This window comes from Caballeronia sp., assembly GCF_028292365.1.
In the GTDB taxonomy this organism is placed as follows: Bacteria; Pseudomonadota; Gammaproteobacteria; order Burkholderiales; family Burkholderiaceae; genus Caballeronia.
In genome coordinates, this window is sequence record NZ_JAQGMM010000244.1 from 46,183 (window position 1) to 72,174 (window position 25,992).

The following is a 25,992-nucleotide window of genomic DNA, read 5'->3' on the forward strand; positions in this document are numbered from 1 at the left end:
GCTGAGGCGGAGACGTTGATTCCGCTACCGGAAATGCAGCGCTTTTTTGTCTGAACTATCGATGCCGTAGAACGGGCGCCAACGTGATGGTTCCATCAAATGGGGTCACGTTCTTTATTGCATACCCGCCGTTAGCTATCGGCTGGCCGCTTCGAGATGCATAGCGACTGCGCACCTTCAGTTTTGGGCGAATGGACCGATAAGTAGTAGTCCAACCGCGCGCTCCCGTCGCGGCTTGCCGAATGCGAGAACCATCAATGAAGCTCAGCCTCAAAATTCCTCTTGCCTTCACCGTGGCGCTGCTGCTGATGTTCGCCGGCGCACTGTATGGCATCTTCGCCCTGAACCAGTCGATCAACGCCTACGGAACCACAGTGCAGGACAACGTTGCGAACGAACGGATGGTGTCAGCCACGCTCGTCGCATTCAAGCTGCAAGTCCAGGAGTGGAAAGACACGTTATTGCGTGGCAAGGACCCGGCAGATCTCGACAAATATTGGACTGCCTTCCAGACCCGTGAAAAGACTGTCAGCACGCTCGCGGCTGAACTCAAGACCAAGTTGCCGGAAGGTGAAAGCCGCACGCTGATCGAACGCTTTGCGATCGCGCACACTTCGATGGGCGAGGGTTATCGCAAAGGCTTCGAAGCTTTCAAGTCTGCCGGGTTCGAACCCTCAGCCGGTGATAAAGCCGTGGCCGGCGTGGACCGTGAACCTTCGGCGCTGCTTGAACAGGCCACCCAGAAAATCGCCGCTGACAGCGCGCAAGTTTCGGCGCAGGCGGCTATTGATGCACATCATGCGACCGAGATCAGCATCGCGCTGATGCTGGCGGTGCTCGCGCTCGCGATGATCGGCGGCGTCATGTTCAGCCGTACGGTCTCGCGGCCTCTGGGTCACGCACTGAGTTGCGCACGGGCAGTGGCGACCGGCAATCTGTCGATGGATTTTGACTCCAGCGGCAAGGATGAAATCGCCCAGTTGCTTGCGGCACTGAAAGACATGCAGTCGAGTTTGTCGCAAGTGGTCGCCAAGGTTCGTGAGAACGCCGAAGGCGTGGCGACGGCCAGCGCCGAGATCGCATCGGGCAACCTGAACCTTTCGTCGCGCACGGAAGAACAGGCGGCATCGCTCGAAGAAACGGCGGCGAGCATGGAAGAACTCACCGGCACGGTCCGCCAGAACGCAGAGAACGCGCGACAGGCATCCACGCTCGCGGACGCGGCTTCCCACACTGCTTCGCGCGGCGGTGTGATGATGGGTCAGGTCGTTGAAACCATGCATGGAATTGCCGATAGTTCGAGCAAGGTCGCGGAGATTATCGCCGTGATCGACGCTATCGCGTTTCAGACCAATATCCTTGCGCTCAACGCGGCCGTGGAAGCCGCGCGCGCCGGCGAGGAAGGGCGCGGTTTCGCCGTGGTCGCAGCGGAAGTGCGCACGCTCGCACAGCGTAGCGCATCGGCAGCCAAGGAAATCAAGGCGTTGATCGCCCAGTCGACCGATCGCGTGAATGCAGGCTCGGCACTCGTTGGCAACGCGGGGCAGATCATTGCGGAGATTGTGGGATCGGTGCAGCGTGTGACGGATATTGTCGGCGCGATTTCATCGGCGTCACAGGAGCAGAGCACGGGTATCGAACAGGTCAATACGGCCGTCACACAAATGGACGAGGTCACGCAGCAGAATGCCGCGCTCGTTGAGGAAGCGTCCGCAGCGGCACACGCGCTTGCCGAGCAGGCCAATTCGCTGCGTGATGCGGTGGCGGTGTTTACGCTGCGCGGCGATTCATCGCGGTCTGGTGAAGTGTCTACGGGTTCGCGGGCGCATCGCCCCGGCATGCCGCTCAAGGCGATGAGTCCGGTTCCGCGACGCGAGCCGCAGCTTGCTTAGGAGTCTTTGTAAATAACAACGAACAACGCCAGGCCCTCAAGCCATCCCTCTTCAGCCGGCAACTGTGCAACATGCACATCGATTGCCGGCGTCGAGGGCGCGTGATCAACTGACCGCGTAGCGTTCGAGCCAATGCGCGTAAGGCGCAGGCAGCGTCCACGAAGGACGTGCAATGCCGAGCTTTTTCGCGGCGTAGTACGGCCAGTGAGGATTGGCCAAATGCGCCCGGCCGACCATCACGAGATCGAGCTGGCCTTCGCGCACGGCGTTATCGGCGAGTTCCGGTGTATCGATTCCCCATGCCGACGCAACGGGCAGTTGTGCCTCACGCCGCACCCGATGTGCTATAGGCGCGAGGAACGCAGGCGCCCACGGAATGTTTGCTGTAGGCGTAGAGAAGCCCACGCTGACGCTGAGCATGTCCAGCCCGCCACGCTTGAAATTTTTCGCCAACTCGATGGACTCAGCGAGGGTTTCCTCGTCGCGGCCGTCATATTCGATCACGCCAAAGCGCGCCGTCAGCGGCAAGTGCTCGGGCCAGACTTCGCGCACTGCAGCCAGCGTCTCCAGCATGAAGCGGCTGCGGTTGTCGAGGCTCCCGCCATAGGCATCATCGCGTTGATTGGAGTGCGTCGAGAAAAAGCTCTGACCCAGATAGCCGTGCGCGAAGTGCAGTTCCAACCACTCAAAACCCGCATCGCGCGCGCGTTTTGCAGCATCGACGAAATCCTGGCGGACACGGGCGATATCGTCGAGGGTCATCGCTTTGGGCACCTTCGGCAGGTTGGCTCCAAAGGCGATAGCCGAGGGCGCGATGGTGTCCCAGCCGCGCGGATCGTCTGCGCCGATATGGTCGTCGCCTTCCCACGGCCGGTTGGCGCTGGCCTTGCGACCCGCGTGGGCGATCTGGATCCCCGGCACCGAGCCTGCTGCCTTGATCGATGCAACGACGGGCACGAACGCCTGCGCTTGCTCATCATTCCAGATGCCCGTGCAGCCCGGGGTGATGCGGCCTTCAGGCGACACGGCTGTCGCCTCAACGATAACCAGTCCGGCTCCGCCGCGTGCGAGACCAGCCAGGTGCACACGGTGCCAGTCGTTGATCAGGCCATCGACAGCGGAGTATTGGCACATTGGCGGGATCGCGATGCGGTTGCGCAACGAGATATCTTTGAGCTTGAAGGGTTCGAATAATGCGGGCATCGGGCAGGCTCCGTGGAATGATCTAGTTCGATAGTTCGATATAATTCGAACTATCGATTATCACAGAAACCAGTACCATCTGCTGTATGCGCATATATAACCATCCCGGCCCTGAGGGTTTCACCCTCCAGCGGATCTTCAACGCCTTGAGCGACCCGGTGCGTCTCGACATCGTGCGGCATTTGTCGCGTGTCACGGAGGCTACCTGTGGAGAGCTCGACGGTGGTCGCCCGAAATCGAGCATGTCCCACCACTTCCGCATCTTGCGCGAGGCGGGTCTCGTCCAGACCCGCGTGGCCGGCACGGTTCATCAGAATACGTTGCGACGTGTCGAACTCGACAGCAGGTTCCCGGGACTCATGGACGCCATCCTCAACCAGGCTCCGTGAAGACTTCGCTGATCACTTGACCTACGCAGCCAACCGCGCGCCTTTTTTCAAGGTGGCGGATGCGTGTACCTTGCGCCTTGGCAAGCCGCTGACAAACGCGTGAGCTCGCTCATGGCGGCACGGATCGCGGCCGCGCTTGAAGATTGAAATTTATAACTTAGAAGGAATGATCGATGGCCCGACTGTTTCCCAACGCGCTGAGCGCGCTTGCTGTCGACTCGCTGCTTGCCGCCGGCGCGTTGCCCGCGACCGCACAATCGACGGCCCGTGCGCTTGTTTATGCTGACCTGCGCGGGCTCTCGTCGCATGGCGTATCGCGTCTGCCGATGTATTGCGCGCAACTCAGGAACGGCCGCGTCGATCCGTTGGCGCAGCCGGGCATCGTCTCGGATCGCGGCGCGGCCGTGCTGGTCGATGGCGCGGATGGACTCGCTTATCCCGCCTGCGATCTCGCCATCAGCGCGTTGATCGAACGCGCGCGGCAGTTCGGCAGTGCGGTGGCGGGCGTCAGGCGCAGCCATCATTTCGGCGTCGGCGCGGCGCATCTGCAAGCGCTTGGCGCGGCGGGCATGGTTGGCCTCGCGTTCAGCAACTCGCCCGCAGCCATGCCTGCGTGGGGCGGCCGGCGCGCGCTCTTCGGCACCAATCCGATTGCCGCCGTCTTCCCGCGCCGTCAGGCGGAGCCGCTGGTGATCGACCTGGCGCTCTCGCAGATTGCGCGCGGCAAGGTTGCCATAGCCGCCCGTGACGGCAAGCCAATTCCGGAAGGCTGGGCGACCACCCGCGACGGCCAGCCGACGACCGACGCCCGTGCCGCCCTCGACGGCATGATGCTGCCGTTCGGCGGAGCGAAGGGCGCGATGCTGGCGTTGGTCGTCGAGTTGCTCGCGGCGGCGCTGACCGGCGCGAACTTCGGTTACGAAGCCGGTTCGTTCCTGACGGAGGGGGGCGAGCGTTCCCGCATCGGTCATTTATTCTGGGCGATTGATCCGGGTGCACTGGCCGGCGACGACACCTATCTGTCGCGCGTGGAAACGCTGATTGAAATGATGCTCCTGGACGACGACGTCCGGCTTCCCGGCTATCGGAGAGAACGTCTTGCCGACGTGTCGGAACAGGAAGGCGTTGATATTCCCGATACGTTGATCGCGCAATTGAAGGGAATTTGAAACCATCAGCGTAGCGGATAGTTCCTCTCGCAAATCGCGATTTCCCTTGGCGACCGGCGACGTTTAGGATGGTCAGGATCGGATCATTACCACGTCGACATACCGGAAGCCGCGAGGGAGACCCAGCATGAAACATCACGCCCGCACTCAGGACGAGCGGCTCGAGATCAAGACGACCACGTGCTACATGTGCGCTTGTCGTTGCGGGATTCGCGTGCATTTGCGCGAAGGCGAAGTGCGATACATCGATGGCAACCCCGAGCACCCGCTCAACCAGGGTGTGATCTGCGCGAAGGGCGCATCTGGCATCATGAAGCAATATTCGCCTGCCCGGCTCACGCAGCCTTTGATGCGTAAGGCGGGCGCGGATCGTGGCAGCGCGCAATTCGAACCGGTGTCGTGGGACGTCGCTTTCAGTACGCTGGAAAAACGCCTTGCCGGCATCCGCGCCACCGATCCCAAGAAGTTCGCGCTCTTCACCGGTCGCGACCAGATGCAGGCGCTGACAGGCCTCTTCGCCAAACAGTTCGGCACGCCTAACTATGCGGCGCACGGCGGTTTTTGTTCGGCGAACATGGCGGCCGGCATGATCTACACGATCGGCGGCTCGTTCTGGGAATTCGGCGGCCCCGATCTCGACAGCGCCAAGCTGTTCTTCATGATCGGCACGGCGGAAGATCATCATTCGAATCCGCTGAAGATCGCCATCTCGAAGTTCAAGCGTGCGGGCGGACGCTTTATCGCGATCAATCCAATCCGCACGGGTTACGCCGCCATCGCCGACGAATGGGTGCCGATCAGGCCCGGCACAGACGGCGCGCTGTTCATGGCGTTTCTTCACGAGTTGATCGCGGCCGACGCCTGGGACCACGAGTTCGTGCGGCGCTATACGAACGCAGCCGATCTCGTCGATCTCAATGAAGCAAGTGAGAACTTCGGCCTGTTCATCAGTGATCCGGATACGCCCGCGGGTAATCCGCTGTTTCCGCAAAATCATGCATGGTGGGATGCCGAAGCGGCGCGCGCCGTGCCGCATCATTCACCCGGCGTGACACCCGCGCTCGAGGGCCGCTATACGCTCGAGGACGGCACGCCCGTCGCACCGTCGTTCACATTGCTTCGTGAGCGCGTGGCGGATTGCACGCCCGAGTGGGCGGCTGAAATGACGGGCATTCCCGCGGCCACCATTCGCCGTCTCGCGCAGGAGATGATTCAAACGAGCCGCGATCACCGGATCACGCTGCCCATTCGCTGGACCGACGCATGGGGTGAGACTCACAAAACCGTCACCGGGAATCCCGTCGCTTTTCACGCCATGCGCGGCCTGGCGGCGCACTCCAACGGCTTCCAGTCGATCCGTGCGCTGGCGGTGCTGATGTCGCTGCTGGGCACGATCGACCGGCCCGGCGGCTTTCGGCATAAATCGCCGTTTCCGCGCGCCGTGCCGCCATCGGCGAAACCGCCGAACAGCCCCGACGCCGTCAAGCCGAACACGCCGCTGGCAACCGGGCCGCTGGGCTGGCCCGCGGCGCCGGAAGACCTTTTCATCGATGAAAACGGCGGCCCCGTTCGCATTGATAAAGCGTTCTCCTGGGAGTACCCGCTTGCCGTGCATGGTGTGATGCATAGCGTGATCACCAACGCGTGGCGGGGAGATCCGTACCCGATCGACACGCTGATGACCTTCATGGCCAACATGGCCGGGAACACGTCGATGAACACGACGAAGGTGCGCGAGATGCTCGTCGACAAACACGCGAACGGTGACTACAAGATTCCGTTTCTCGTGGTGTGCGACGCGTTCCAGTCGGAGATGACGGCGTTCGCCGACCTGATCCTGCCTGACACCACTTACCTTGAGCGCCACGATGCCATGTCGATGCTCGATCGCCCGATCTCCGAATTCGACGGTCCGGCCGATTCCGTGCGCGTGCCGGTCGTGCCGCCGTCGGGCGAGTGCAAGCCGTTTCAGGAGGTGCTGATCGAGCTGGCGTCGCGGTTGAAGTTTCCAGCGTTCACCACGGCCGAAGGCACGCGGCGCTTTCGTGACTATCCTGACTTCGTCGTCAATTACACGACGACGCCCAATTCCGGAGTCGGTTTTTTGAGTGGATGGCGTGGCAAGGACGGGGACAAGGCGCTGGTTGGCGAGCCGAATCCGAAGCAGTGGGAGCAATACGCGAAGAACAACTGCGTGTTCCATCACGTGATGCCGGAGGACTTGCAGTACATGCGCAACTGCAATGGGCCGTATCTGGACTGGGCGGTGAAAAACGGCTTTCGCAAGTTTCGGGAACCCATCGTTATCCAGCTTTATTCCGATGTCATGCAGAAGTTTCGTCTCGCGGCACAAGGACGAACGAAGGGCCGGCAGCCTCCCGACCACCTGCGTGAGCGGGTCGAAAAATACTTCGATCCTTTGCCGTTCTGGTACGCGCCGCTTGAAAGCAATTCAACCGATCTCGTGCGCTTTCCACTTGCCGCAGTGACGCAGCGGCCGATGGCGATGTATCACTCATGGGACTCGCAAAATGCATGGCTGCGTCAAATCCATGGCGAGAACTATCTCTACATGAATCCGTTGATGGCGGCTGAAAACGGCATTGCGGATGGCGGCTGGATTTACGTGGAATCGCAGTGGGGCCGCGTGCGCTGCATGGCGCGCTTCAGTGAAACAGTTGAGCCGGGGACGGTATGGACCTGGAATGCGATCGGCAAGGCGTCGGGGGCATGGAGCCTCGGCGCGAACGCGAGTGAATCGCAACGTGGCTTCCTGCTCAATCATTTGATCACCGACGAACTTCCCGGCGCGGACAAGGCGGATGAGGCAGCCGGACGTCTCTCGAACTCGGACCCAATAACCGGGCAGGCTGCGTGGTACGACGTGCGCGTGCGGATCTATCCGGCGGAGGCCGACGCGCAACACACGCTGCCGCAGTTCGACGCCATGCGCGCGCTGCCGGGCTCGAACGGTGTGATATCGCGGATCGTGCAGACGTACTTCGCGGGGCGAGGCGAATTTGCGGCACGGCTGCGCGGTGCGGTAGGGCGCAAGTAGTCACGCAAAGGCGACTCTAACAAGCAAAGGGGACATGCAATGACTCAGATGGCGCTGGTGATCGACCTGAACGTGTGCGTGGGATGCCATGCCTGCGTGACGAGTTGCAAGGAGTGGAATACATCGGGCGAGTCGGGCAGCTTGGCCGACCTCAACCCCTACGACGCTGATCCGTCCGGCACGTTCTTCAATCGTGTCCAGAGCTTTGAGGCGGGCAGTTATCCGAACGCCGAGACTATCCATTTTCCGAAGTCGTGCCTGCACTGCGAGGATCCGCCGTGCGTGCCGGTGTGTCCCACCGGTGCGAGCTATAAGCGCAAGGAAGACGGGCTCGTGCTGGTGGACTTCGACAAATGCATCGGCTGCAAGTACTGCGCGTGGGCATGTCCGTACGGCGCGCGCGAACTGGATGAAGAGCGCAAGGAGATGACGAAGTGCACGTTGTGCGTTGATCGTATCCATGATGAAAACCTTTCCGAGCGAGATCGCCAACCGGCGTGCGTGCTCGCGTGTCCGACTTCCGCGCGATTGTTCGGGGACATTCATGACCCCGAGTCCGTGGTGTCGAAGGCGATCAGGGAGCGCGGCGGTTATCAGTTGATGCCCGAATGGGACACGAAGCCTGCGAATCATTATTTGCCACGCAAGATGACGTCGGCTTCGGGCTGTGGGGAAGGCAGTTGTTCATGCAAGACAGGCTCCGCCGAGTCCATGCCGCAAACCGTGGACGCCCAACTCGAGCGTGGGCAATTGCATCTCGCGTCGGTCGCGACGCGTATCTAAAGGACTCCGCAATGAACCCCGCTTTCTCAGTCGTCTTTTTAACCACCTTAAGCGGCGCCGCGCAGGGTCTGCTGATCGCGCTCGTTGGCGTGGAGACGGTCTCTTATTTCGGCCTTCTTGTGGCGCCCCCAACGGCGTTTTATGTCGCGGGCGCGACGCTCTCGGTTGCTCTTGGCGGACTCGGTCTCATCGCCTCGTTCTTCCATCTCGGACATCCTGAACGCGCGTGGCGCGCGGTCGCCATGTGGCGAACCTCGTGGTTATCGCGTGAATGCCTGTGTCTGCCGGCCTTTCTCGCGTGCGCATTTTTCTATGGCGTCGCGCACTGGTTCGGCTCGCCATGGTCGCTCGCGTTAGGGACCCTTGGTGTGCTCGCGAGCGCTGCACTGTTCGTTTGCTCGGCCATGATCTATGCGTGCCTGCGTTTCCTGCAGGAGTGGGCCACGCCGCTGACACTCGCCAACTTTGTCCTGCTTGGCTGCGCGTCCGGGTTCACGCTGGTCACCGCCTTGAGCGCGTGGTTCGCGCCTTCTCTAACCGCAAGCCTTGCCGCCTGCGCGTGCGCGCTGACGCTTGCTGGTTGCGCGAGCCGGTCGGCATCGCTCGTGCGCAATGCACGGCTGCGGCCCAAGTCCACGGTGCAGAGCGCGACGGGGATCAAGAACGCTAAGGTCGTGCAGGTATCGCGCGGTTTCACGGCCGGCGCATTCAATCTGCGCGAGTTCTTTCACGGTAAATCGGCAGGTACGCTGCGCGGGGTCAAGTGGGGATTCCTCGCGACGGCGTTTGTTGTTCCCATCGTGCTGCTGGCCTTGGGCGCAGGCGTGCATTCGATCGGCGGCTCAATCATTCTGCTCGCTGCGGCGTGTCTCGTGCAGTACGCAGGCCTGGTGGCGGAGCGATGGTTCTTCTTCGCCGAGGCGAAGCATCCGCAGAACCTTTATTACGCGCGCGTCGGTTGACGTTTGGCGTGAAATATTAAGTAAGGCCTTGAGAAGGTCGCCTCCTTTTCGATGGGTTCGCTTGCCCGAAACCTAGGATCATCGGCTTGACGATGAACGCAACGTCAACGCAACTTCAACGATGAATCAACGGGGGCAGGAATGACCAAATCAGGCAAATTGAAATCGAAACGGTTCAACGTGAGGCGTGCCGCCAGGAAAACCGCGCTGGCGTTATCGGCATTACTCATGCTGGGTGGTGGCTTGTCCGGGACGGCTCAGGCCGCGAGCTTCCACTGCGGCAAGCGGGTCTCAAGTTCGGAGAAGCTGGTGTGCAACGATCCCGAACTGTCGTCACTCGACGACAAGCTGGCGATCGCCTACAAGCGCGCGAAGGACGTTACGCCCGACACGGAAGCTTTTGAGGACGACCGGGTCAAGCAGTGGCAGTGGCGTCAGCACAACTGCAAGGACAAAGTCTGCGTGGTCAACTGGTACAACCGCCGCATCAGCGAACTCGACGCCGACTTCGATCAGGGAACTGAAAACCAGGTTACCGTGCTCAAGGCCAGCCTTGCTGAGCAAAATCTGGCGCCTCCGGCTCAAGCGGCCGTATTGAGGATCAAAGGCGACGCAGGTTCCTTGTCGATGCAATAACTTGCAGCCGCTGCTGGTTTAATCGGTCTTGTGTACGAGACCTTGCGCAGGATTTGACGCGCTGGCACAGGTTATCCTGAGCCAGCTTTCTGGCGGTCGATCCGGGCAGAACCGACAATCGTGGATTCTGCCCAGGCTGTTTCTGTCGTTCCTGCGCGCCTTTGTCCGCATGACGTGTTACTGGACGTCTCTGGCCTCAAGCGAAACCTGAGCGGCCGCGTCTCTGTTCACTTGGTCCGCGGCTGCTCAAACGGCGACCGCGGCAAGGGTTCGCCATCGATGAACGCAGTGGCACTGCGCACAGCAAATTCAAAGGCACAGTCACGATTGGCGAACTGTCCAAGATTGCCAAGAGAGGTTGCTTCGCCATCCTCCTCGAGGATGGAAACGCGCGCCAGGAACGTGTTGCCTAGTCTTGTTACCGACGGTTGAATAGCCGCACCATGGTGATAAAAGACCATCGCATCTCCTTTTCATTGATTGCCACGCTTCGATAACTTTAGCCCCGCCATTCGTCGGTCAAAAATATTAATTTTCCGCACCCAGCACATAATTAAAAGCAGGAACGCAGCACGTGGGCAATCGGCACCGTTTGTTCCGATCCGCCACACGTGCGAGCGCGCTGAAAGTGGCTTTGCCGTGTTGAAGTAGAAACATAATGACGGTCGAAAGGGGAGTCTTAGAAACTACGCGGATCAGACGACCGTTATGTGACGAAAGGGCTTCAAAGCCAATTGAAGCGCCGGGCAGCGAACGCCCGTGCCCTGTAAGCTAAGCCGTCGCACGAGACAATAGATCGCAGCAAGATTCAGCGACGAATCACGTAGTCGCGGGCAATCCCATCCTGGACAGGGTCTCATTGTCCGCGCACAGAACGCATCTGCTTGTTGATAGGCGGTGCTTCGTTTGGCGAAACGTATCGCAGCGTGTTTGACATTATTGTGTTGGAGAATGAGGGTGCGACTGCACCCGGCGGCTAAGTTATATCGAATATCAGGTTGCTTTCGAGTTGCTTCTGCCGCAAGCGCACAGCTAACCACGCTGCTTTAAGGATCATCCAACCGCATGCCCATTTTTCGGCCTCCCACCTTGCAAGTTGCAGTGGAAAATCCGATCGCGCCTTCAGCGCGCGCTCACTCGTCGATGTCCTCGATTCCCTCGATTCAGAATCCCCAGCGGCAATCGCACGGGCGGTGCTTGTGATGCGGACCCACGCACGTAACGTCGCGACCCTGCTTGCTTTGCTCGGGGTCGGTCTCTCAATGGGCGTGCCTTTCATATTAGGCTCCCACGACCTCTTGGCCGGTCTTCGCACCGTCCCCGCAGAAGTATTCGTTGTGCTGGCTGCAAGCGCCGCCGTGAGCGCGTTAGCGAAGGCCGGCAAGCTTCAGCTAATGCAAACGACGTTAGGCTTGCGCGTGCCTTTCATGCGCACGTTTGCGATTACGCTCGTGACCGATTTCGCGTTCCTGGTGTCGCCACTGGGAGCGGCGGGGTATGGGGTCAATATCGGCTTGCTGCAGCGCGCCGGAGCGTCGTGGGCGATCGCCACCACGGTGGTGGGTGCCGACCAGGCACTCGACCTGACGTTCTTCGGCGTAGCGGTTCCGATCGCGCTTTTGTTCTCCATCGGCCCGTTGGCTCATTTGCTCCCGAGCGTGAGTTTGTCCGCGGTTGCCGTGACGTTGACAGGTCTCGCCATCTTGATGGGCGTGCTTTGGATGTGCCGCCGCTACGTCGCGCATGCACTAGGGGCGGCGGGCCATCTTGTTCCATGGCTCAGGGCCCGGCGGTCCCGTTGGGACAAGTTCCGACACAGCGTACATCAGCAGTGGCGGCTCCTCATCACAGGGCCTCGTGACCGGTTTGTCGCGCTGTTGCTGCTGACTACCTTGCAGTGGCTGCTTCGCTATAGCGCCCTATGGTTCATCCTGCTGGAGCTCGGATACCGGTTGCCGCTTGGATTTGTCCTCGCGGTTCAGGCGGTTGTCTTGCATGCGGCGCTCTGGACTGGCGTACCTGCCGGCGGAGGCGGAGGCGATCTCGCGCTTGCAGCCGCATTCGCTGCCTGGGTCCCGCGAGCGGCCATGGCAACCGCCCTGGTTCTCTGGCGCTTCGCGACGCTCTATTGCCCGCTGATGCTGGGGGCTCTTGGCTTCGTTACGCTTGCTTCGAGCCGCCGCACGGCGACACCTACACCTGCTCCTGACTGACGCTTCGAAAGCAGCTCAAGCCGCGTTGTCTTAAGCTGCGTTGTCGCGCGGGCTTCTGATTCTGACGAAGAACGGCGCGTGCCCGGCATGATCGACTCTTAACGAAAAGAGATGACATGTCTGTGACAGGAGCGCGAGCGGATAAGTGACTTTCAACAAGTCGGCAATCATGCGCCATTCCGCGCGGATGCCAGCCCAGTAGCCGAGCTTTTCGGTCTTGCGTGCCTGCGTCACCTTAGGCCAGTGAGTGACGGCAATCGAGAGCCGGCGTTCAATGATCAAGCGGTTCATGAACACCTCGATGCCAAAACGCGGCAAGCCGTGAATTTCCTTGAGCGCGTCGCTTAACAATTCTTTCCTGACCACGCGCTCACCCGAAACGAAATCCAGGCCGATCGCGCGAAATAGCAGCAGGCTGTTCTGTCGCAGACTCAGGCTGACGTTCGCAGCGCCGCTTAGAACGGGCGCGGCGAGCGCCGTGATGTGTTCGCTCGCGAGCCCCTTGAGGTCCGCATCGAGCAGCATGAGCAATTCGTTCTGGGCAGCGGCAATGCCGACGGCCATCACTGCGCTTTTACCGCGATTTACCGGACACGTGATCAGCTTGGCAGAAGGAAAACGCCTGACGATGTCGGCGGTGTTGTCGGTCGAGCCGTCGTCGACCACGATAACCTCGGCCAGCAGCGGATGCACGGTTGCAATGGCCAGCACAGCGCCAATCCGCGGGCCTTCGTTAAACGCGCAAATGATGCATGAAACACGGTGGCGATTGGACGATGTGGAAAGGGCAGTCATGCGGGACGGCAGGTGAGCAATTGGAGAGAAGCGGCCGTAAGGTGCCGCGAAGGTATCGCGAGTGTTCCCGCTAAGGCGCCACAGCGCGTCGGTGCTGAGAGCGCGCTTTGCGTGTTTGGCATCCTACCGCACGAAGCGACAACGCGCCCCGCAGTCGAGGCAAACTTGATGAGGCGTTGGCTGAAGCTGATCGACTGCGGCGCGTGGCCGGCGTTCGTTGATCGAACACCCGGTGCAAACCGGCTCACGGCATCTCCCGCAGCATGTCGACAAACGCTTTCAGCCCGGAGGGCACATGGCGGTGTCCGGGATAGTAGAGAAACAATCCTGGGATGGACGGGCACCAGTCGTCCAGCACCGTCACCAGTTTCCCTGCATCTATATATGGCTGCGCGGACCGGTCCGGCACATAGGCAATTCCCATTCCGTCCGCTGCCGCCTCGGTCATCAACCCGAGATGGTCGAGGGTGAGCGGTCCCGGTACATCGACCGTCAACTCCTGGCCGTGCTTCGCGAATTCCCATCGATAAAGCTTGCCGCTTGGCAGCCGAACGCGAATGCAAGCGTGGTCCTTGAGATCGTCCGGTACGAGTGGCGGCGTGTGCCCGGAGAGATAGGAGGGCGACGCGACCGCGAGAAAGCGCACCGGGCCGCCAAAGCGCACGGCGATCATGTCCTGCGGCAGTGCTTCGCCGAGTCTCACGCCGGCGTCGAAACCGCCGGCCACAATATCGACCAGCCGGCCCTCCGTTACCAGGTCGACCGACATGTCCGGATATCGCGCGAGAAAAGTTGGGATAACTGATTGCATCAGCAACCGTGCCGCCGGCTCACTGGCATTGATACGAAGTGATCCACTGGGACGGCTACGCACCGCATCGACTTCTTCCAGCGCAAGGTCGAGTTCCTTCAGCACCGGTTGTAGACGGGCGACGAGACGTTCGCCGGCCTCGGTCGGGGAGACGCTGCGGGTTGTGCGGTTCAGCAGACGCACGCCCACCTTCAGCTCCAGCGTTCGCATCATGTGACTGAGCGTGGAGGGCGAGACCCCCAGCTCATCCGCTGCTTTGCGAAAGCTGCGATGCGTGACGATCGCGGCCAGCGCAGTCAGATCACCCAGGGCGGGCCGGTCATTCATGGCTAATTTTCACCAAGTCATCAAATATCGTGCGGATAGTATCAGGAATAGAGGGCGTCTAGCATGGTCCTCAAGACGCGCTGCAATCTCGCGGCGCAGTTGGTTTTGGGGACAATTCACATGAATCGAACATGGTTTATTACTGGCAGTTCTTCCGGTTTTGGGCGCGTGCTGGCTGAAAAATTATTGGCGCGCGGCGACCGCGTGGCGGCGACGTTGCGCAAGGTCCACGCCCTCGACGACTTGAAGGAACAGTTCGGCGAGCGCCTTTGGGTGGCGTCGCTGGATGTGACGGATACGCAAGCCATACGGCAGGTAACCAGCAGGGCTTTTGCCGAGCTGGGGCGTATCGACGTGGTCGTCAGCAACGCCGGCTACGGACTGGTCGGCGCAGCGGAGGAATTGAGCGATGAGCAGATCCGCCAGCAAGTCGACACCAACCTTATCGGCTCGATCCAGGTCATACGCGCCGTGTTGCCGCATTTGCGGCGCCAAGGCGGCGGCAGGATCCTGCAGGTGTCGTCAGAGGGCGGACAGATTACGTATCCGGACTTCAGCTTGTATCACGCGACGAAATGGGGAATTGAAGGCTTCGTCGAGGCGGTCGCGACAGAAGTTGCACCGTTCGGGATCGAGTTTACGATCGTGGAGCCGGGGCCCGCAAAAACGAGTTTCGGTGGCGGCATTGTCAAATCGACGCCCATGGCGATCTATGACAACACGCCGGCCGGCGATGTCCGGCGCGCACTCGAAGCCGGTTCGTTCGCGTTGAAAGGCGATCCGCTCAAAATGGTCCAGGCGATGATCGATAGCGTCGAACGCACGCCTGCGCCGCTACGGTTGACCTTGGGCAGTGACGCCTTTGACAGGGTTCGCGCGGGGCTGTCGAAAAGGCTTGCCGAGCTTGATGCGCAGAAGGACATCGCCCGGTCGACCGAGCTGGACGACGCGTGATTCAGTGGCGTGAATCAGTGCTTCCCGTAGATGTCGTTGTCGTTCGCGAATATCTGCGGACCGCGTCGAATCCTGCGTTTTTCGAGCGGTTGCCGATGCGTCAAATTCGCAGAGTCACTCCGTTGGTTGACCCTCACGGCGGTGACCTGGGTGGCCCCCGTCTCCGTAACGGCACGTAGAAGCATTGCGCGTGCTTCGGAATCGGATACGTCGCTCGCTAATGCGTCGCCTGCTGATCTCAAGACGCACGGCACATCACCTGCTTTTTCGCAGGCCCGGGCGAGGCCCAGGGCCGAGTCTCTCGCGTGTTCGCGCTGGACCAGTTCGTTGGTGATTCGCAGAACATCTGTTCGTTGATCCTCACCCGGAGGAAGCATCGCCAGTTGCTGCCGGGCAGTGTTCAGCTCGCCTCGGACCATGGCCGAACGCACCGTATCGATGATTCCCATCACATCGATCGAGGCGTTTTTTGCGGTTAGCGCGGCATTGATGTTGCCCCGCTGAGCGGTTTCAGTCAGGTCGTTCGCAGCGAGCGGCCCGGTTCCGGACTTCGCTTCGTGGAGGGTGCCATTGTCAGGCGTGGCGTCATGCGCGGACCCGGAATACAGATACGCAGCGCCCGCGATCAGCGCGGTCAGGGTTATGAGGGCCGCCCCGGTAAATTTGATGCGTCGGCTCGACTGACTGTGTGCAATGAACGTAGAAGTTTCCGGTTCAGACACGCTCGGATAGGGCGAATCACCCGGGGTCTTCTTCTCATAGAACCGGTCGGGAAATATCTCGTTGGGCGTTGCTTCGGGCGAGCTTGACTCGGCTGCGCTCATGGCCGCCGGTTTCGTTTTACATCGCGGACATGTTGCGTCAGGCGATGCCAGCAGATTGCCGCATACGGGGCAATCACTGGCGGTTTCTTGGATACGCACGTTTAAGTCGGTCATCAAAAGGCTTGGAAAAGCATTATGCAGGAACGGTATTTTTTTACTGCGCAGGACGAGGTTGATGCTGAAACGATCGGCTCAGATTGAGCCTTCCTCACAGCGATTAGCAATGCAAGCAAAGCGATGCAGGGTCGTATCCGGTTTTCGGAACGGCCCTTGGACTAGTCCAAGGCTCGCTGCCTATTCTCGCTCTAAAGCGTTACTTTAACGCGGCACGTCGTTGATAAGAGATTGCGCGTCGCTTCATCGACTCGTAAATCCGCTGTTTCTAGCGGGTTTTGACCGTTCCTGACGATTCCCAACTCCGATACGTCATTCGAAGCGCAGCGCCTGAAGGCTGCAGATAGCGCGCTTATTCCGCGCCGCCATGCCGGCCGGCGCCGGCGGCAAAGCGGCCCGCACCCGCGAGTCCTTCGGCAAACACCGCCGCATAACCGCCCGCGCCTTCGCGGCGTAGTGCATCGGCCAGATCGTCGGCGAGCGCGTTGTCATAGACCGAGCGCCGGTCGGCGCGCATCGCCGCCTGAGGCAAAGCGGCGAGTTCGCAGGCAAGCGTTTCAGCGGCCGCACGCGAGCCGCCACGCTCGACCTTCCGATTAGCGAGACCCAGCGCGAGCGCCTCGCTGGCATCCACAGCGCGGCCAGTGAGAATCAGGTCCATCGCCCGCGACATGCCGATCAGGCGAGGCAGCCGGAGCGTCCCGCCATCGATTAACGGCACGCCGAAACGACGGCAGAAAACGCCCATCACCGCATCTTCTTCAACGATCCGTAAATCGCACCACGCCGCGAGTTCCAGGCCACCTGCTACTGCATGCCCTGCGATGGCCGCGATCACCGGCTTGTCGAGCATCAACCGCGTAGGCCCCATTGGGCCTGGACCTGTCCCGTCGGCGTGAATCTCGTTGCGATGCTCATCGTCGTTCAGCGCCGTGAGATCCGCGCCCGCGCAGAACGTGCCTCCCGCACCCCACAGCACGGCGACCGCCATCGAGGGGTCAGCATCGAATAATTCGAAGGCCGCGCGCAGTGCATCGGCGACCTGCCGGTTCACCGCATTTCGCCGCTCTGGCCGATCGAGCACGACCGTCGCAACACGCGAATCCATCGGATGCAATTCGAGGCGAACGTGATCTCCGAAGCGGGTGACGTGTGGCACGGCTTTTCTCCTGAGCAAACGGCATGCAGGCAAGCATACGCCGCCGGATCTCGATGCACGACCGACCGCGATGCTTCAGAAAATAGTTGGCGAGGCATGTCGATTCCTGAACGCGCCGCACGTCGTGGGGATAAGGCGGCGATCCGAAAGATGTTGCTTCGTGCCCCTTATTTTTATCCACATCGAAACCACGAAAGGAGAGCGTTCATGACTTACGTAGATGGTTTTGTCGTCGCGGTGCTAACGAAGGATCGCGAGACATACACGAAGCATGCTGAAGCGGCGGCGGTCGTTTTCAAGGAGAACGGTGCGCTGAACGTAGTCGAATGCTGGGGTGATGACGTGCCGGAAGGGAAGCTGACGTCGTTCCCAATGGCAGTCAAACGCAAGGACGACGAGACGGTGGTGTTCTCGTGGGTTGTCTGGCCGTCGCGTCAGGTGAGGGATAAAGGCATGGAAGCGGTAATGGCCGATCCCAGATTACAGCCCGACACCAACCCAATGCCTTTCGACGGCAAGCGCATGATCTACGGTGGTTTCGAGGTGATCGTGGACGCGTGAGTAAGCGTGAGTACTTTTCATCGGGCGATGCGCATGCTACGAACATGCTAGGAACCCCCCCACGCCCGCTCTACTTCACAGGAGCTTGACGTCGCGGACCCATGCCCGGAAGTCGCTTGATCACACCCGTAGCCAGGGCCGTCCCGACAAGAATAGTGGCACATGCCTTGATCATTCCGGGCGATACCTGTTCCGAGAGAAAGAGTGCGCCCCAGAGGATGCCGAAGATCGGGATGACGAACGTGACGCTGATCGTACGCGCGGGGCCGGTTGCCGCAATGAGACTGAAGAACAGCATATAAGCGACGCCGGTACACGCTACGCCAAGCGCGATTACCGCTCCCCAGGACTGCGCCGAGATGGGCGTAGCCGGCCACCAGTACACCGCGAACGGCAGCAGCACGACTGTCGCTGCGGTCATCGTGCCGGTGGCGACGGCGAGGGAATTGACGCCGGTGAGATTGCGTTTGGTATAGCTCGCGGAGATCCCATACAGCAGCGTCGCGCCGAGCGCAGCGGCTGCGGCAAGCGCGGTGGTTGCCGGCGTCACGGGCACCCCTGTGCTTGTCCCTGCGTCCATCTGATTCCAGACCAGCGCGACCACGCCGAGAAAACCAATTACAAGTCCGACTACGCGTAGCCCGGTCAGGCGATCCTTCAGCCACAGGAATGCAACGATCGCGCCCCACAGCGGCGTGGTCGCGTTGATCACCGACGTCACGCCCGCCGATAACGTGAGTTCCGCGTAAGCGAACAGGCAAAACGGTGCGGCCGAGTTCAGGATGCCAACCACAAAAAGCGGCCATGCATGGGTGCGCATGGTCTGCAAGGAGGCGCGAGCGGACCCGCGCAGGACCAGCACGGCCAGCAGGAACAATGCGCCGATGCCAACCCGCAGCGCCATCGACGGCGCGACGCCAAAGTCAGCGACGCCGATGCGGATAAAGAGGAACGACCCTCCCCATAAAGCGGCGAGGACGAGCAACTGGACGATATTTATAGGATTCATTTTAGGGCGTCGAGCGCAGTGGAGTCATGACGCGGAGCCATCGTAAAGGCGCTTTGGCGCGAGATGGTTCAGTGCGGCATGAAACAACAAATGAGCGAACATCGTGGTTCGCTGTATGGCTGCCATCGTAGGCGTGGGAGCCCTAACCGGGCAAACGAACAATTCTCATGCGTATGTGAGAAAAATTACGATCGGATTGGACGGCCAGGGTGAAATGGACGCCCGCATAACGCGGCCTCAGGGTTATCTCTAGTATCTCGATAACTTGGCAAATTTGTATGATGACCACATCACCTAACAAATTAGGGGCTGCATGTTCGACAAGATTCCTGCGCGAGCCCTGAGCGATACGGTCGCGCAGCAGCTTCAGTTGCAAATCGAAAAGGGCAGCTTCGTCAAAAGTGGCAAGTTGCCGACCGAAGCCGTGCTGGCCCAGGAGTTCGGGGTGAGCCGGACGGTTATCCGCGAGGCGATCTCGCGGCTGAAGAACGAAGGGATGGTCGAGCCGCGCCAGGGTAGCGGCGTGTTTATCGTCGAGCGGGCGGGGATCAGGCCGCTGCGGATCGACTACGCGCAAGCGGTCGAGCCGGGCGCGGTCGTGCAGATTCTGGCGCTGCGCCGGGCGATCGAGGCGGAAGTTGCGTCGGAGGCGGCCATGCGCCGCACGGACGCGCAAATGGACGTGATCGAGGCGAAGCTGGCGCAGATCGAACTTGCTGTAGCGCAAGGCGAGGACGGCGTGACTGAAGACGTCGAGTTTCATCGCGCGATTGCCAGCGCCACCGGCAATCCGTATTTCCTGACCACGCTTGCCTTCCTGAACCAATATCTCGAGGCCGGCACGCTCGTTACGCGCCGCAACGAAGCACTGCGGGAAGATTTTTCGCGGCAGGTCCGCGAGGAACATGCGCGGATTGCGGCTGCCATTCGCGCGGGCGACCCCATGGCGGCGCGTAATGCCGCGCAGACCCATCTTTACAACGCCGCTCGCCGCCTCGCGGAAGCCGGCATTTGCTGACCAGTTAATTCGAAGGATAACGAAATGTCCAGAAACGTGGGAGTGATCGGCTTGGGTGCAATGGGCCTGGGTGTCGCGCGTTCGTTGTTGCGCGCGGGCTTCAAGGTTCACGCTTGCGACGTGCGTGCTCAAGTACTCGAAGCGTTCGCGGGCGAGGGCGGCATCGCCTGTGCCACGCCGGCCGAGTTGGGCAGCCAGTGCGAGGTGGTGGTGACCGTTGTTGTCAACGCGGCGCAAACGGAGACCGTGCTGTTCGGTTCGCAGACTCAACCAGGCGCCGTTTCCACCATGAAACCCGGTGGTGTTGTCCTGGCCTGTGCGACGGTGTCACCGGCCTTTGCCGTCGAACTCGGCAAGCGCGTGGAAGCGGCCGGCTTGCATATGCTCGATGCACCCCTGTCCGGTGGCGCGGCCCGCGCCGCATCCGGCGAAATGACGATGATGACGTCCGGTCCCGCATCCGCCTATAAGGCTTGCGAGGACGTGCTCGAAGCGATTGCAGGCAAGGTGTACCGCCTGGGCGATGAGCATGGCGCAGGCTCGAAGGTGAAGATCATCAACCAGTTGCTTGCCGGCGTGCACATTGCCGCGGCAGCCGAGGCCATGGCGCTTGGGCTTCGCGAAGGTGTGGACCCGGATGCGCTCTACGATGTCATCACGCATAGCGCGGGCAACTCGTGGATGTTCGAGAACCGCGTGCCGCACATTCTTGCTGGAGACTACACGCCGCTGTCCGCCGTCGATATTTTCGTGAAGGATCTCGGCCTCGTCCTCGATACAGCGCGCACGTCGAAATTTCCGTTGCCGTTGTCGGCGGCGGCACACCAGATGTTCATGATGGCGTCGACGGCCGGGCACGGTGGCGAAGACGACTCGGCGGTGATCAAGATTTTCCCGGGCATCGACATACCGAAGGGAGCCAAATAATGACCAAAGCGCTGCTTGGTTGCATTGCCGACGACTTCACCGGCGCGACCGATCTCGCCAACATGCTCGTGCGCGGCGGCATGCGCGCGGTGCAAACCATTGGCGTGCCGGCATCGGATACGACGACTGCAGCCGATTTGGAAGCCGACGCGCTGATCGTCGCGTTGAAATCTCGCACCATCCCTGCGGAAGAGGCGGTCGCACAGTCGCTGGCGGCGCTCGAATGGCTGCGCGCGCAAGGCTGCCAGCAGTTCCTGTTCAAGTACTGCTCGACCTTCGATTCCACCGATAAAGGCAACATCGGTCCAGTCGCCGATGCCTTGCTCGATGCGCTGGGCGAGGATTTCACACTCGCGTGTCCCGCGTTTCCAGAGAACGGCCGCACGATCTTTCGCGGCAACTTGTTCGTGGGCGATGTGCTGCTGAGCGAGTCGGGCATGCAGAACCATCCGCTTACGCCCATGACCGATCCTAACCTCGTGCGCGTACTGCAACGCCAGACGAAATCGAAGGTCGGGTTGATCGCTTATGACGTGATCGCCAAAGGACCGCAAGCGGTGCGCGACAGGATCGCCGTGTTGCGCAAAGAAGGCGTGCGTATGGCGATTGCCGATGCCGTCTCGGATGCCGATCTTTACGTGCTGGGCGAAGCCTGCGCGGATCTCAAGCTGATCACGGGTGGCTCGGGCATCGCGCTCGGCTTGCCGAATAACTTCCGCGCGGCGAACTTGCTGACTGAAGCGGGTCATGCGTCGGAGCTGCCCAGGATCGAAGGTAAATCGGTCGTGCTGGCGGGCAGCGCGTCGAAGGCGACCAACGAGCAGGTGGTGGAGTGGCGCGCGACGAAACCAAGCTTTCGAATCGATCCGCTCGCGCTCTCGCGCGGCGAACCCGTGGTCGAAAAAGCCGTTGAATTCGCGGCGAAGCACGGCGATGAAACCGTGCTGATCTACGCCACGTCCACGCCCGACGAAGTGAAGGCGGTGCAGAAGGAATTGGGCGTCGATCGAGCCGGGCATCTGGTCGAACAAGCGTTGGCATCGATTGCAAGCAGGCTTCGCGATGCGGGCGTGCGCAAGTTTGTTGTCGCGGGCGGCGAGACCTCCGGCGCGGTCGTGCAGGCGCTCGGCGTGAAGTCATTGCGGATTGGCGCCCAGATCGATCCGGGCGTGCCGGCGACGCAATCCATTGGCGAAGAACCGCTGGCGCTCGCGTTGAAATCGGGCAATTTCGGCACGAAGGATTTCTTCGTGAAGGCGCTGAACTCTCTCGATGGAGCCGCGTGACCATGGCGACGAACGAGAACCGCATTCGCGAGGAAATCTGCGAGACGGGCGCGAGTCTTTACGAGCGTCGTTATACGGTGGGTACGGCCGGGAACATCAGCGCGCGGCTAGACGACGGCTGGCTGATTACACCGACCGATGCCTGCCTCGGTCGCCTCGATCCCGCAGATATTGCCAAGGTCGATGCAGCGGGTAATCACGTGTCGGGCGGCAAACCATCGAAGACGTTGGCGCTGCATCGAAAGATCTATGAGAACAATGGCGACACGCACGGCATTGTCCACACGCACTCCACGCATCTGGTCGCTTTGACGCTTGCTGGTATCTGGCGCCGTGACGATGTACTGCCGCCAATCACGCCGTACCACGTGATGAAAGTGGGGCATGTGCCGTTGATCGCTTACCGGCGTCCAGGCGACCCCATTGTCGCGGAACAAGTCGCGGCGCTGGCGTCGAAGGTGCGCGCCGTGCTGCTGGAAAGGCTGGGGCCTGTCGTGTGGGAAAAATCGGTCAGCCACGCGTCGTACGCGCTGGAAGAGCTTGAGGAAACCGCACGGCTTTGGCTCCTCGCGCGTTCGACCAATGCGCCGCTTCCTGAGCCACTCGACGAGGCGGCCATCGAGGATTTGCGCAAGACCTTCAACGTGCGCTGGTAGCGCCCACGGGCCCCAAGTCCCTGACAGGATTGAATCAACTCAATCAACCGACTCAATCAACCGACTCAATCAACCGACTCAACGAACTAGAAGTTGCCTCCCGGAGACGAGCATGACCCCTGACCAAGCGGTGCCTGGCGGCCCGCGCACGCCTGTAGCTTCTGCCTACGACAACAAAGAACTTTCCCGCACCTACTCAAAGGTGTTCTGGCGCATCGTGCCGTTCCTCATGCTGTGTTACGTGGTCGCCTATCTGGATCGGGTGAACGTGGGCTTTGCGAAACTACAGATGTCGCAGGATCTTGGTTTCAGCGAGACTGTATTCGGCCTTGGCGCTGGCGTCTTTTTCCTCGGCTATTTTCTATTCGAACTGCCAAGCAATATCCTGATGCACAAGATCGGCGCGCGCATCTGGATTGCGAGAATCATGATCACCTGGGGCATCCTCTCGGCGCTCTTTGTGTTTGTGAAGACCCCCACGCAGTTCTATGTCCTACGGTTCCTTCTCGGACTGGCTGAAGCCGGTTTTTATCCCGGCGTGATTCTCTACCTGACCTACTGGTTCCCGTCGCACCGGCGCGCGAAGATTGTGGCCGTGTTCATGTCGGCTATTCCGGTGGCGGGCATCTTCGGTAATCCATTATCCGGCTGGATCATGCAGACGTTCTCGGACAGCCGCCACTTCGAAGGCTGGCAGTGGATGTTCCTGATCGAAGCCGTCCCGGCGCTGTTGATCGGCATTGCGACCATCCTGTATCTGGACAACAACATCCGCAGCGCAAAGTGGCTCAGTGAACGCGAAAAGTGCTTGCTGGAAGATGAAATCAGCGCGCAGCCACAACACGCCGGCGACAGCACCAAACATTCGCTGCGAGCACTATTCGCCGACAGCCGCATGTGGTGGATGTCGCTGATCTACTTCGCGTTCGTGACCGGGCAATACGGCCTCACGTTCTGGATGCCGACCTTCATCAAGTCCACAGGCGTGAGCGGTGCATTCAATATCGGCTTGCTGAGCGCGATCCCGTTCCTGGTGGCTATCGTGGTGATGAACGTGCTGGGTCATAGCGCGGACAAGCGGCGCGAGCGGCGCTGGCATCTGATCGTACCGGCGCTTGCTGCAGCAGTCGGTTTCTCGGTGGCTGCATCGTTCGCCGGCAATACGGCAATATCGATCATCGCGCTCTCCGTTGCCGCCGCCGGTGTCCTGACGTGTGCGCCGTTGTTCTGGTCTCTGCCTACCGCCTTCATGTCGGGCGCCGCAGCGGCGGCCGGAATCGCGGTGATCAATTCGATCGGCAATCTGGCCGGCTTTGCGAGTCCTTACATGATTGGTTATCTGAAAGACCTGACGCACAGCACGGCGACGGGCATGTACGTCCTCGCCGCCATGCTTGTAATTGGTGCTATCGCTACGTGGCTTGTGCCTGCCAAGCTCGTGAATCGCTGAACTCATTCAAGGAGTCGATGTTATGCCCCGTTTTGCCGCCAACCTCACGATGATGTACACCGAGCACGCGTTCCTCGACCGTTTCGCCGCTGCAGCGAAGGACGGCTTCAAGGCCGTGGAGTTCCTGTTCCCCTATGACTTCGCCGCAGCCGAGATCAAGGCGCGGCTCGACGAACACGGCCTCAAGCAGGCCTTGTTCAACGCACCGCCGGGCGACTGGGCAAAAGGCGAGCGCGGGATCGCTTCGCTGCCGGGGCGCGAGGAAGAGTTCGCGCGCGCACTGGACAAGGCGCTTGAATATACCGCCGCGCTCGGCAACAAGACCCTGCATGTGATGGCGGGCCTGATCACGCCGGAACAGTCGCGTGAAAAACATCGTGCGGTGTACCTGAAGAACCTCGAACTGGCGGCAAACGCCGCACGCGCGACCGGTATCACGATCGTTATCGAACCGATCAATACGCGTGATATGCCCGGCTTTTTCCTCAATCGCCAGGACGACGCGCAGGCGATCTGCGAAGAGATCGGTGCGCCCAATCTCAAGGTGCAATTTGATTGTTACCACTGCCAGATCATGGAGGGAGACCTCGCGGTCAAACTTCGGCGGGACATGAAGCGCGCGCATGCGGGCATCGGTCATGTCCAGGTCGCGGGCGTGCCGGAGCGGCATGAACCGGACATGGGTGAACTGAATTATCCGTACTTGTTCGACCTGATCGATTCGCTTGGCTACGACGGCTGGATCGGCTGTGAATACCGGCCGAAAGCCGCGACGTCCGACGGGCTCGGCTGGATCAAACCTTATCTGCAACGTGCGTGAGGACACCATGAACATTCTCATTACCGGCGGCGCCGGTTTTCTCGGCCAGCGGCTCGCGCGCCGTCTTCTCGAACGCGGCACGCTGATGGGCAAGCCGATCACCGGACTTACGCTACTTGACGTCGTGCGCCCGCCGGATCTGGGCGACAAGCGCGTGCGAGCTGAGACCGGCGATATCGCGGATCGCAGCGTGCTGGAACGGTGCATTGGTGCTGACACGCATGCGATCTTTCATCTTGCCGCAATCGTGAGCGGCCAGGCGGAGGCGGATTTCGAGCTGGGCATGCGTATCAATCTGGACGCATCGCGTCTGCTGCTCGATGTGTGCCGCTCGCTTGGACACGCGCCGCGAGTCTTGTTCACGAGCTCCGTTGCGGTGTATGGCGGCACGCTGCCCGAGGTCGTACGCGACGATACCGCGTTAAATCCGAAGTCATCGTATGGAACGCAAAAAGCAATCGCCGAGTTGCTGCTGTGCGATTACTCGCGACGCGGGTTTGTCGATGGACGCGTGTTGCGTTTGCCGACCATCAGCGTGCGTCCGGGACGGCCGAATGCAGCGGCATCGTCGTTTGCCAGTGGCATTATTCGCGAGCCGTTGAATGGCGAACGCGCGGTGTGTCCGGTCGGTGGCGACGTACGTTTGTGGTTGCTGTCGCCGAAGCAGGCAATCGAATCGCTGATCGCCGGTTGCGAACTTGAACAGGCCGAGCTCGGCACATGGCCGGTTGTCAACATGCCCGGGCTCTCGGTCAGCGTGACGGAAATGGTCGATGCACTGAAAGAAGTGGCGGGCGAGGACGTGGCTGCGCTGATTGACTGGCAACCGGATCCGACGATCGAAAAGATTGTCGGGAGTTGGCCGGGAGCATGGGACACGTCGCGTGGAGAAAAGCTGGGGCTGGCGGCGGACCGCAACTTCAGCGAGGTCATTCGCGCCTTCATTGAAGAGAGCAAATCCGCTGGCGCTTGAATG

24 protein-coding genes are annotated in these 25,992 nt (G+C 60.8%); 17 read left to right on the forward strand and 7 right to left on the reverse strand.

The features are described from left to right. The first annotated feature begins 257 nt into the window (after positions 1 to 257). Positions 258 to 1,892, forward strand: a complete 1,635-nt coding sequence (locus JWR14_RS15300; protein ID WP_299708127.1) for a methyl-accepting chemotaxis protein — start codon at positions 258 to 260, stop codon at positions 1,890 to 1,892. Between the two features lie 105 nt (positions 1,893 to 1,997). Here JWR14_RS15300 and JWR14_RS15305 read toward each other — a convergent pair whose 3' ends face one another. Beyond that, positions 1,998 to 3,095 carry an NADH:flavin oxidoreductase/NADH oxidase gene (locus JWR14_RS15305; protein WP_299708129.1) on the reverse strand — a complete coding sequence of 366 codons (1,098 nt, stop codon included), beginning with the start codon at positions 3,093 to 3,095 and terminating at the stop codon, positions 1,998 to 2,000. Positions 3,096 to 3,181: 86 nt separating this feature from the next. On the opposite strand from JWR14_RS15305, the gene JWR14_RS15310 reads away from it, so the two are divergent. The 6 genes from JWR14_RS15310 (at position 3,182) to JWR14_RS15335 (ending at position 10,092) form a co-directional block, all read left to right on the forward strand. Further along, the gene (locus JWR14_RS15310) at positions 3,182 to 3,484 is read left to right on the forward strand and encodes a helix-turn-helix domain-containing protein (protein ID WP_299708132.1); all 303 of its coding nucleotides are present in this window, start codon (positions 3,182 to 3,184) and stop codon (positions 3,482 to 3,484) included. A 173-nt stretch (positions 3,485 to 3,657) separates the two neighbouring features. Next, positions 3,658 to 4,653, forward strand: a complete 996-nt coding sequence (locus JWR14_RS15315) for an Ldh family oxidoreductase (protein ID WP_299708134.1) — start codon at positions 3,658 to 3,660, stop codon at positions 4,651 to 4,653. Between the two features lie 127 nt (positions 4,654 to 4,780). After that, positions 4,781 to 7,711: a molybdopterin-dependent oxidoreductase gene (locus JWR14_RS15320; RefSeq protein WP_299708136.1), complete on the forward strand. Its 2,931-nt coding sequence runs from the start codon at positions 4,781 to 4,783 to the stop codon at positions 7,709 to 7,711. Positions 7,712 to 7,750: 39 nt separating this feature from the next. Continuing rightward, on the forward strand, positions 7,751 to 8,494 hold the full coding sequence (locus JWR14_RS15325) for a 4Fe-4S dicluster domain-containing protein (protein WP_299708138.1): 744 nt from the start codon (positions 7,751 to 7,753) through the stop codon (positions 8,492 to 8,494). 11 nt (positions 8,495 to 8,505) lie between these two features. Then, the gene (locus JWR14_RS15330; protein ID WP_299708140.1) at positions 8,506 to 9,456 is read left to right on the forward strand and encodes a DmsC/YnfH family molybdoenzyme membrane anchor subunit; all 951 of its coding nucleotides are present in this window, start codon (positions 8,506 to 8,508) and stop codon (positions 9,454 to 9,456) included. 141 nt (positions 9,457 to 9,597) lie between these two features. Next, positions 9,598 to 10,092, forward strand: coding sequence for a hypothetical protein (locus JWR14_RS15335; RefSeq protein WP_299708142.1), 495 nt, complete (start codon positions 9,598 to 9,600; stop codon positions 10,090 to 10,092). Positions 10,093 to 10,319: 227 nt separating this feature from the next. Here the strand turns inward: JWR14_RS15335 and JWR14_RS15340 are convergent, their stop codons facing one another. Beyond that, the gene (locus JWR14_RS15340) at positions 10,320 to 10,553 is read right to left on the reverse strand and encodes a hypothetical protein (RefSeq protein WP_299708144.1); all 234 of its coding nucleotides are present in this window, start codon (positions 10,551 to 10,553) and stop codon (positions 10,320 to 10,322) included. Between the two features lie 741 nt (positions 10,554 to 11,294). Here JWR14_RS15340 and JWR14_RS15345 point away from each other — a divergent pair. Continuing rightward, complete coding sequence (locus tag JWR14_RS15345) at positions 11,295 to 12,305, forward strand: lysylphosphatidylglycerol synthase transmembrane domain-containing protein (protein ID WP_299708146.1); 1,011 nt, start codon at positions 11,295 to 11,297, stop codon at positions 12,303 to 12,305. Between the two features lie 30 nt (positions 12,306 to 12,335). On the opposite strand, the gene JWR14_RS15350 is transcribed toward JWR14_RS15345, so the two are convergent. Both JWR14_RS15350 and JWR14_RS15355 read right to left on the reverse strand, forming a co-directional pair. After that, positions 12,336 to 13,100 (reverse strand): glycosyltransferase, encoded by a 765-nt coding sequence (locus tag JWR14_RS15350; protein ID WP_299708148.1) that lies wholly within the window; start codon positions 13,098 to 13,100, stop codon positions 12,336 to 12,338. Between the two features lie 244 nt (positions 13,101 to 13,344). Continuing rightward, positions 13,345 to 14,238, reverse strand: a complete 894-nt coding sequence (locus JWR14_RS15355; RefSeq protein WP_299708150.1) for a LysR family transcriptional regulator — start codon at positions 14,236 to 14,238, stop codon at positions 13,345 to 13,347. 120 nt (positions 14,239 to 14,358) lie between these two features. On the opposite strand from JWR14_RS15355, the gene JWR14_RS15360 reads away from it, so the two are divergent. Then, positions 14,359 to 15,192 carry an SDR family oxidoreductase gene (locus tag JWR14_RS15360; protein WP_299708152.1) on the forward strand — a complete coding sequence of 278 codons (834 nt, stop codon included), beginning with the start codon at positions 14,359 to 14,361 and terminating at the stop codon, positions 15,190 to 15,192. A 14-nt stretch (positions 15,193 to 15,206) separates the two neighbouring features. On the opposite strand, the gene JWR14_RS15365 is transcribed toward JWR14_RS15360, so the two are convergent. After that, a complete protein-coding gene (locus JWR14_RS15365) occupies positions 15,207 to 16,016 on the reverse strand; it encodes a hypothetical protein (RefSeq protein ID WP_299708154.1) in 810 nt (269 codons plus the stop codon). Between the two features lie 466 nt (positions 16,017 to 16,482). Further along, on the reverse strand, positions 16,483 to 17,238 hold the full coding sequence (locus tag JWR14_RS15370; protein ID WP_299708195.1) for a crotonase/enoyl-CoA hydratase family protein: 756 nt from the start codon (positions 17,236 to 17,238) through the stop codon (positions 16,483 to 16,485). Between the two features lie 258 nt (positions 17,239 to 17,496). On the opposite strand from JWR14_RS15370, the gene JWR14_RS15375 reads away from it, so the two are divergent. Beyond that, a complete protein-coding gene (locus tag JWR14_RS15375; RefSeq protein ID WP_299708156.1) occupies positions 17,497 to 17,850 on the forward strand; it encodes a DUF1428 domain-containing protein in 354 nt (117 codons plus the stop codon). 70 nt (positions 17,851 to 17,920) lie between these two features. On the opposite strand, the gene JWR14_RS15380 is transcribed toward JWR14_RS15375, so the two are convergent. Beyond that, positions 17,921 to 18,859: a DMT family transporter gene (locus JWR14_RS15380; protein ID WP_299708158.1), complete on the reverse strand. Its 939-nt coding sequence runs from the start codon at positions 18,857 to 18,859 to the stop codon at positions 17,921 to 17,923. Between the two features lie 313 nt (positions 18,860 to 19,172). Between JWR14_RS15380 and JWR14_RS15385 the strand changes: the two genes are divergently transcribed. The 7 genes from JWR14_RS15385 to denD all read left to right on the forward strand — a co-directional run bounded on the left by JWR14_RS15385 (position 19,173) and on the right by denD (position 25,989). Next, positions 19,173 to 19,877, forward strand: a complete 705-nt coding sequence (locus tag JWR14_RS15385; protein ID WP_299708160.1) for a FadR/GntR family transcriptional regulator — start codon at positions 19,173 to 19,175, stop codon at positions 19,875 to 19,877. Between the two features lie 24 nt (positions 19,878 to 19,901). Next, positions 19,902 to 20,804: an L-threonate dehydrogenase gene (gene ltnD, locus JWR14_RS15390; protein ID WP_299708162.1), complete on the forward strand. Its 903-nt coding sequence runs from the start codon at positions 19,902 to 19,904 to the stop codon at positions 20,802 to 20,804. Beyond that, complete coding sequence (gene otnK / locus JWR14_RS15395) at positions 20,804 to 22,090, forward strand: 3-oxo-tetronate kinase (RefSeq protein WP_299708164.1); 1,287 nt, start codon at positions 20,804 to 20,806, stop codon at positions 22,088 to 22,090. Before ltnD ends, otnK begins: the two co-directional genes overlap by 1 nt. 2 nt (positions 22,091 to 22,092) lie before the next feature. Next, on the forward strand, positions 22,093 to 22,746 hold the full coding sequence (locus tag JWR14_RS15400) for an aldolase (protein ID WP_299708166.1): 654 nt from the start codon (positions 22,093 to 22,095) through the stop codon (positions 22,744 to 22,746). 112 nt (positions 22,747 to 22,858) lie between these two features. Next, the gene (locus JWR14_RS15405; RefSeq protein WP_299708168.1) at positions 22,859 to 24,196 is read left to right on the forward strand and encodes an MFS transporter; all 1,338 of its coding nucleotides are present in this window, start codon (positions 22,859 to 22,861) and stop codon (positions 24,194 to 24,196) included. A 22-nt stretch (positions 24,197 to 24,218) separates the two neighbouring features. After that, positions 24,219 to 25,016 carry a 2-oxo-tetronate isomerase gene (gene otnI, locus JWR14_RS15410; RefSeq protein ID WP_299708170.1) on the forward strand — a complete coding sequence of 266 codons (798 nt, stop codon included), beginning with the start codon at positions 24,219 to 24,221 and terminating at the stop codon, positions 25,014 to 25,016. Positions 25,017 to 25,023: 7 nt separating this feature from the next. Then, on the forward strand, positions 25,024 to 25,989 hold the full coding sequence (denD, locus tag JWR14_RS15415) for a D-erythronate dehydrogenase (protein WP_299708172.1): 966 nt from the start codon (positions 25,024 to 25,026) through the stop codon (positions 25,987 to 25,989). Positions 25,990 to 25,992 lie beyond the last annotated feature (3 nt).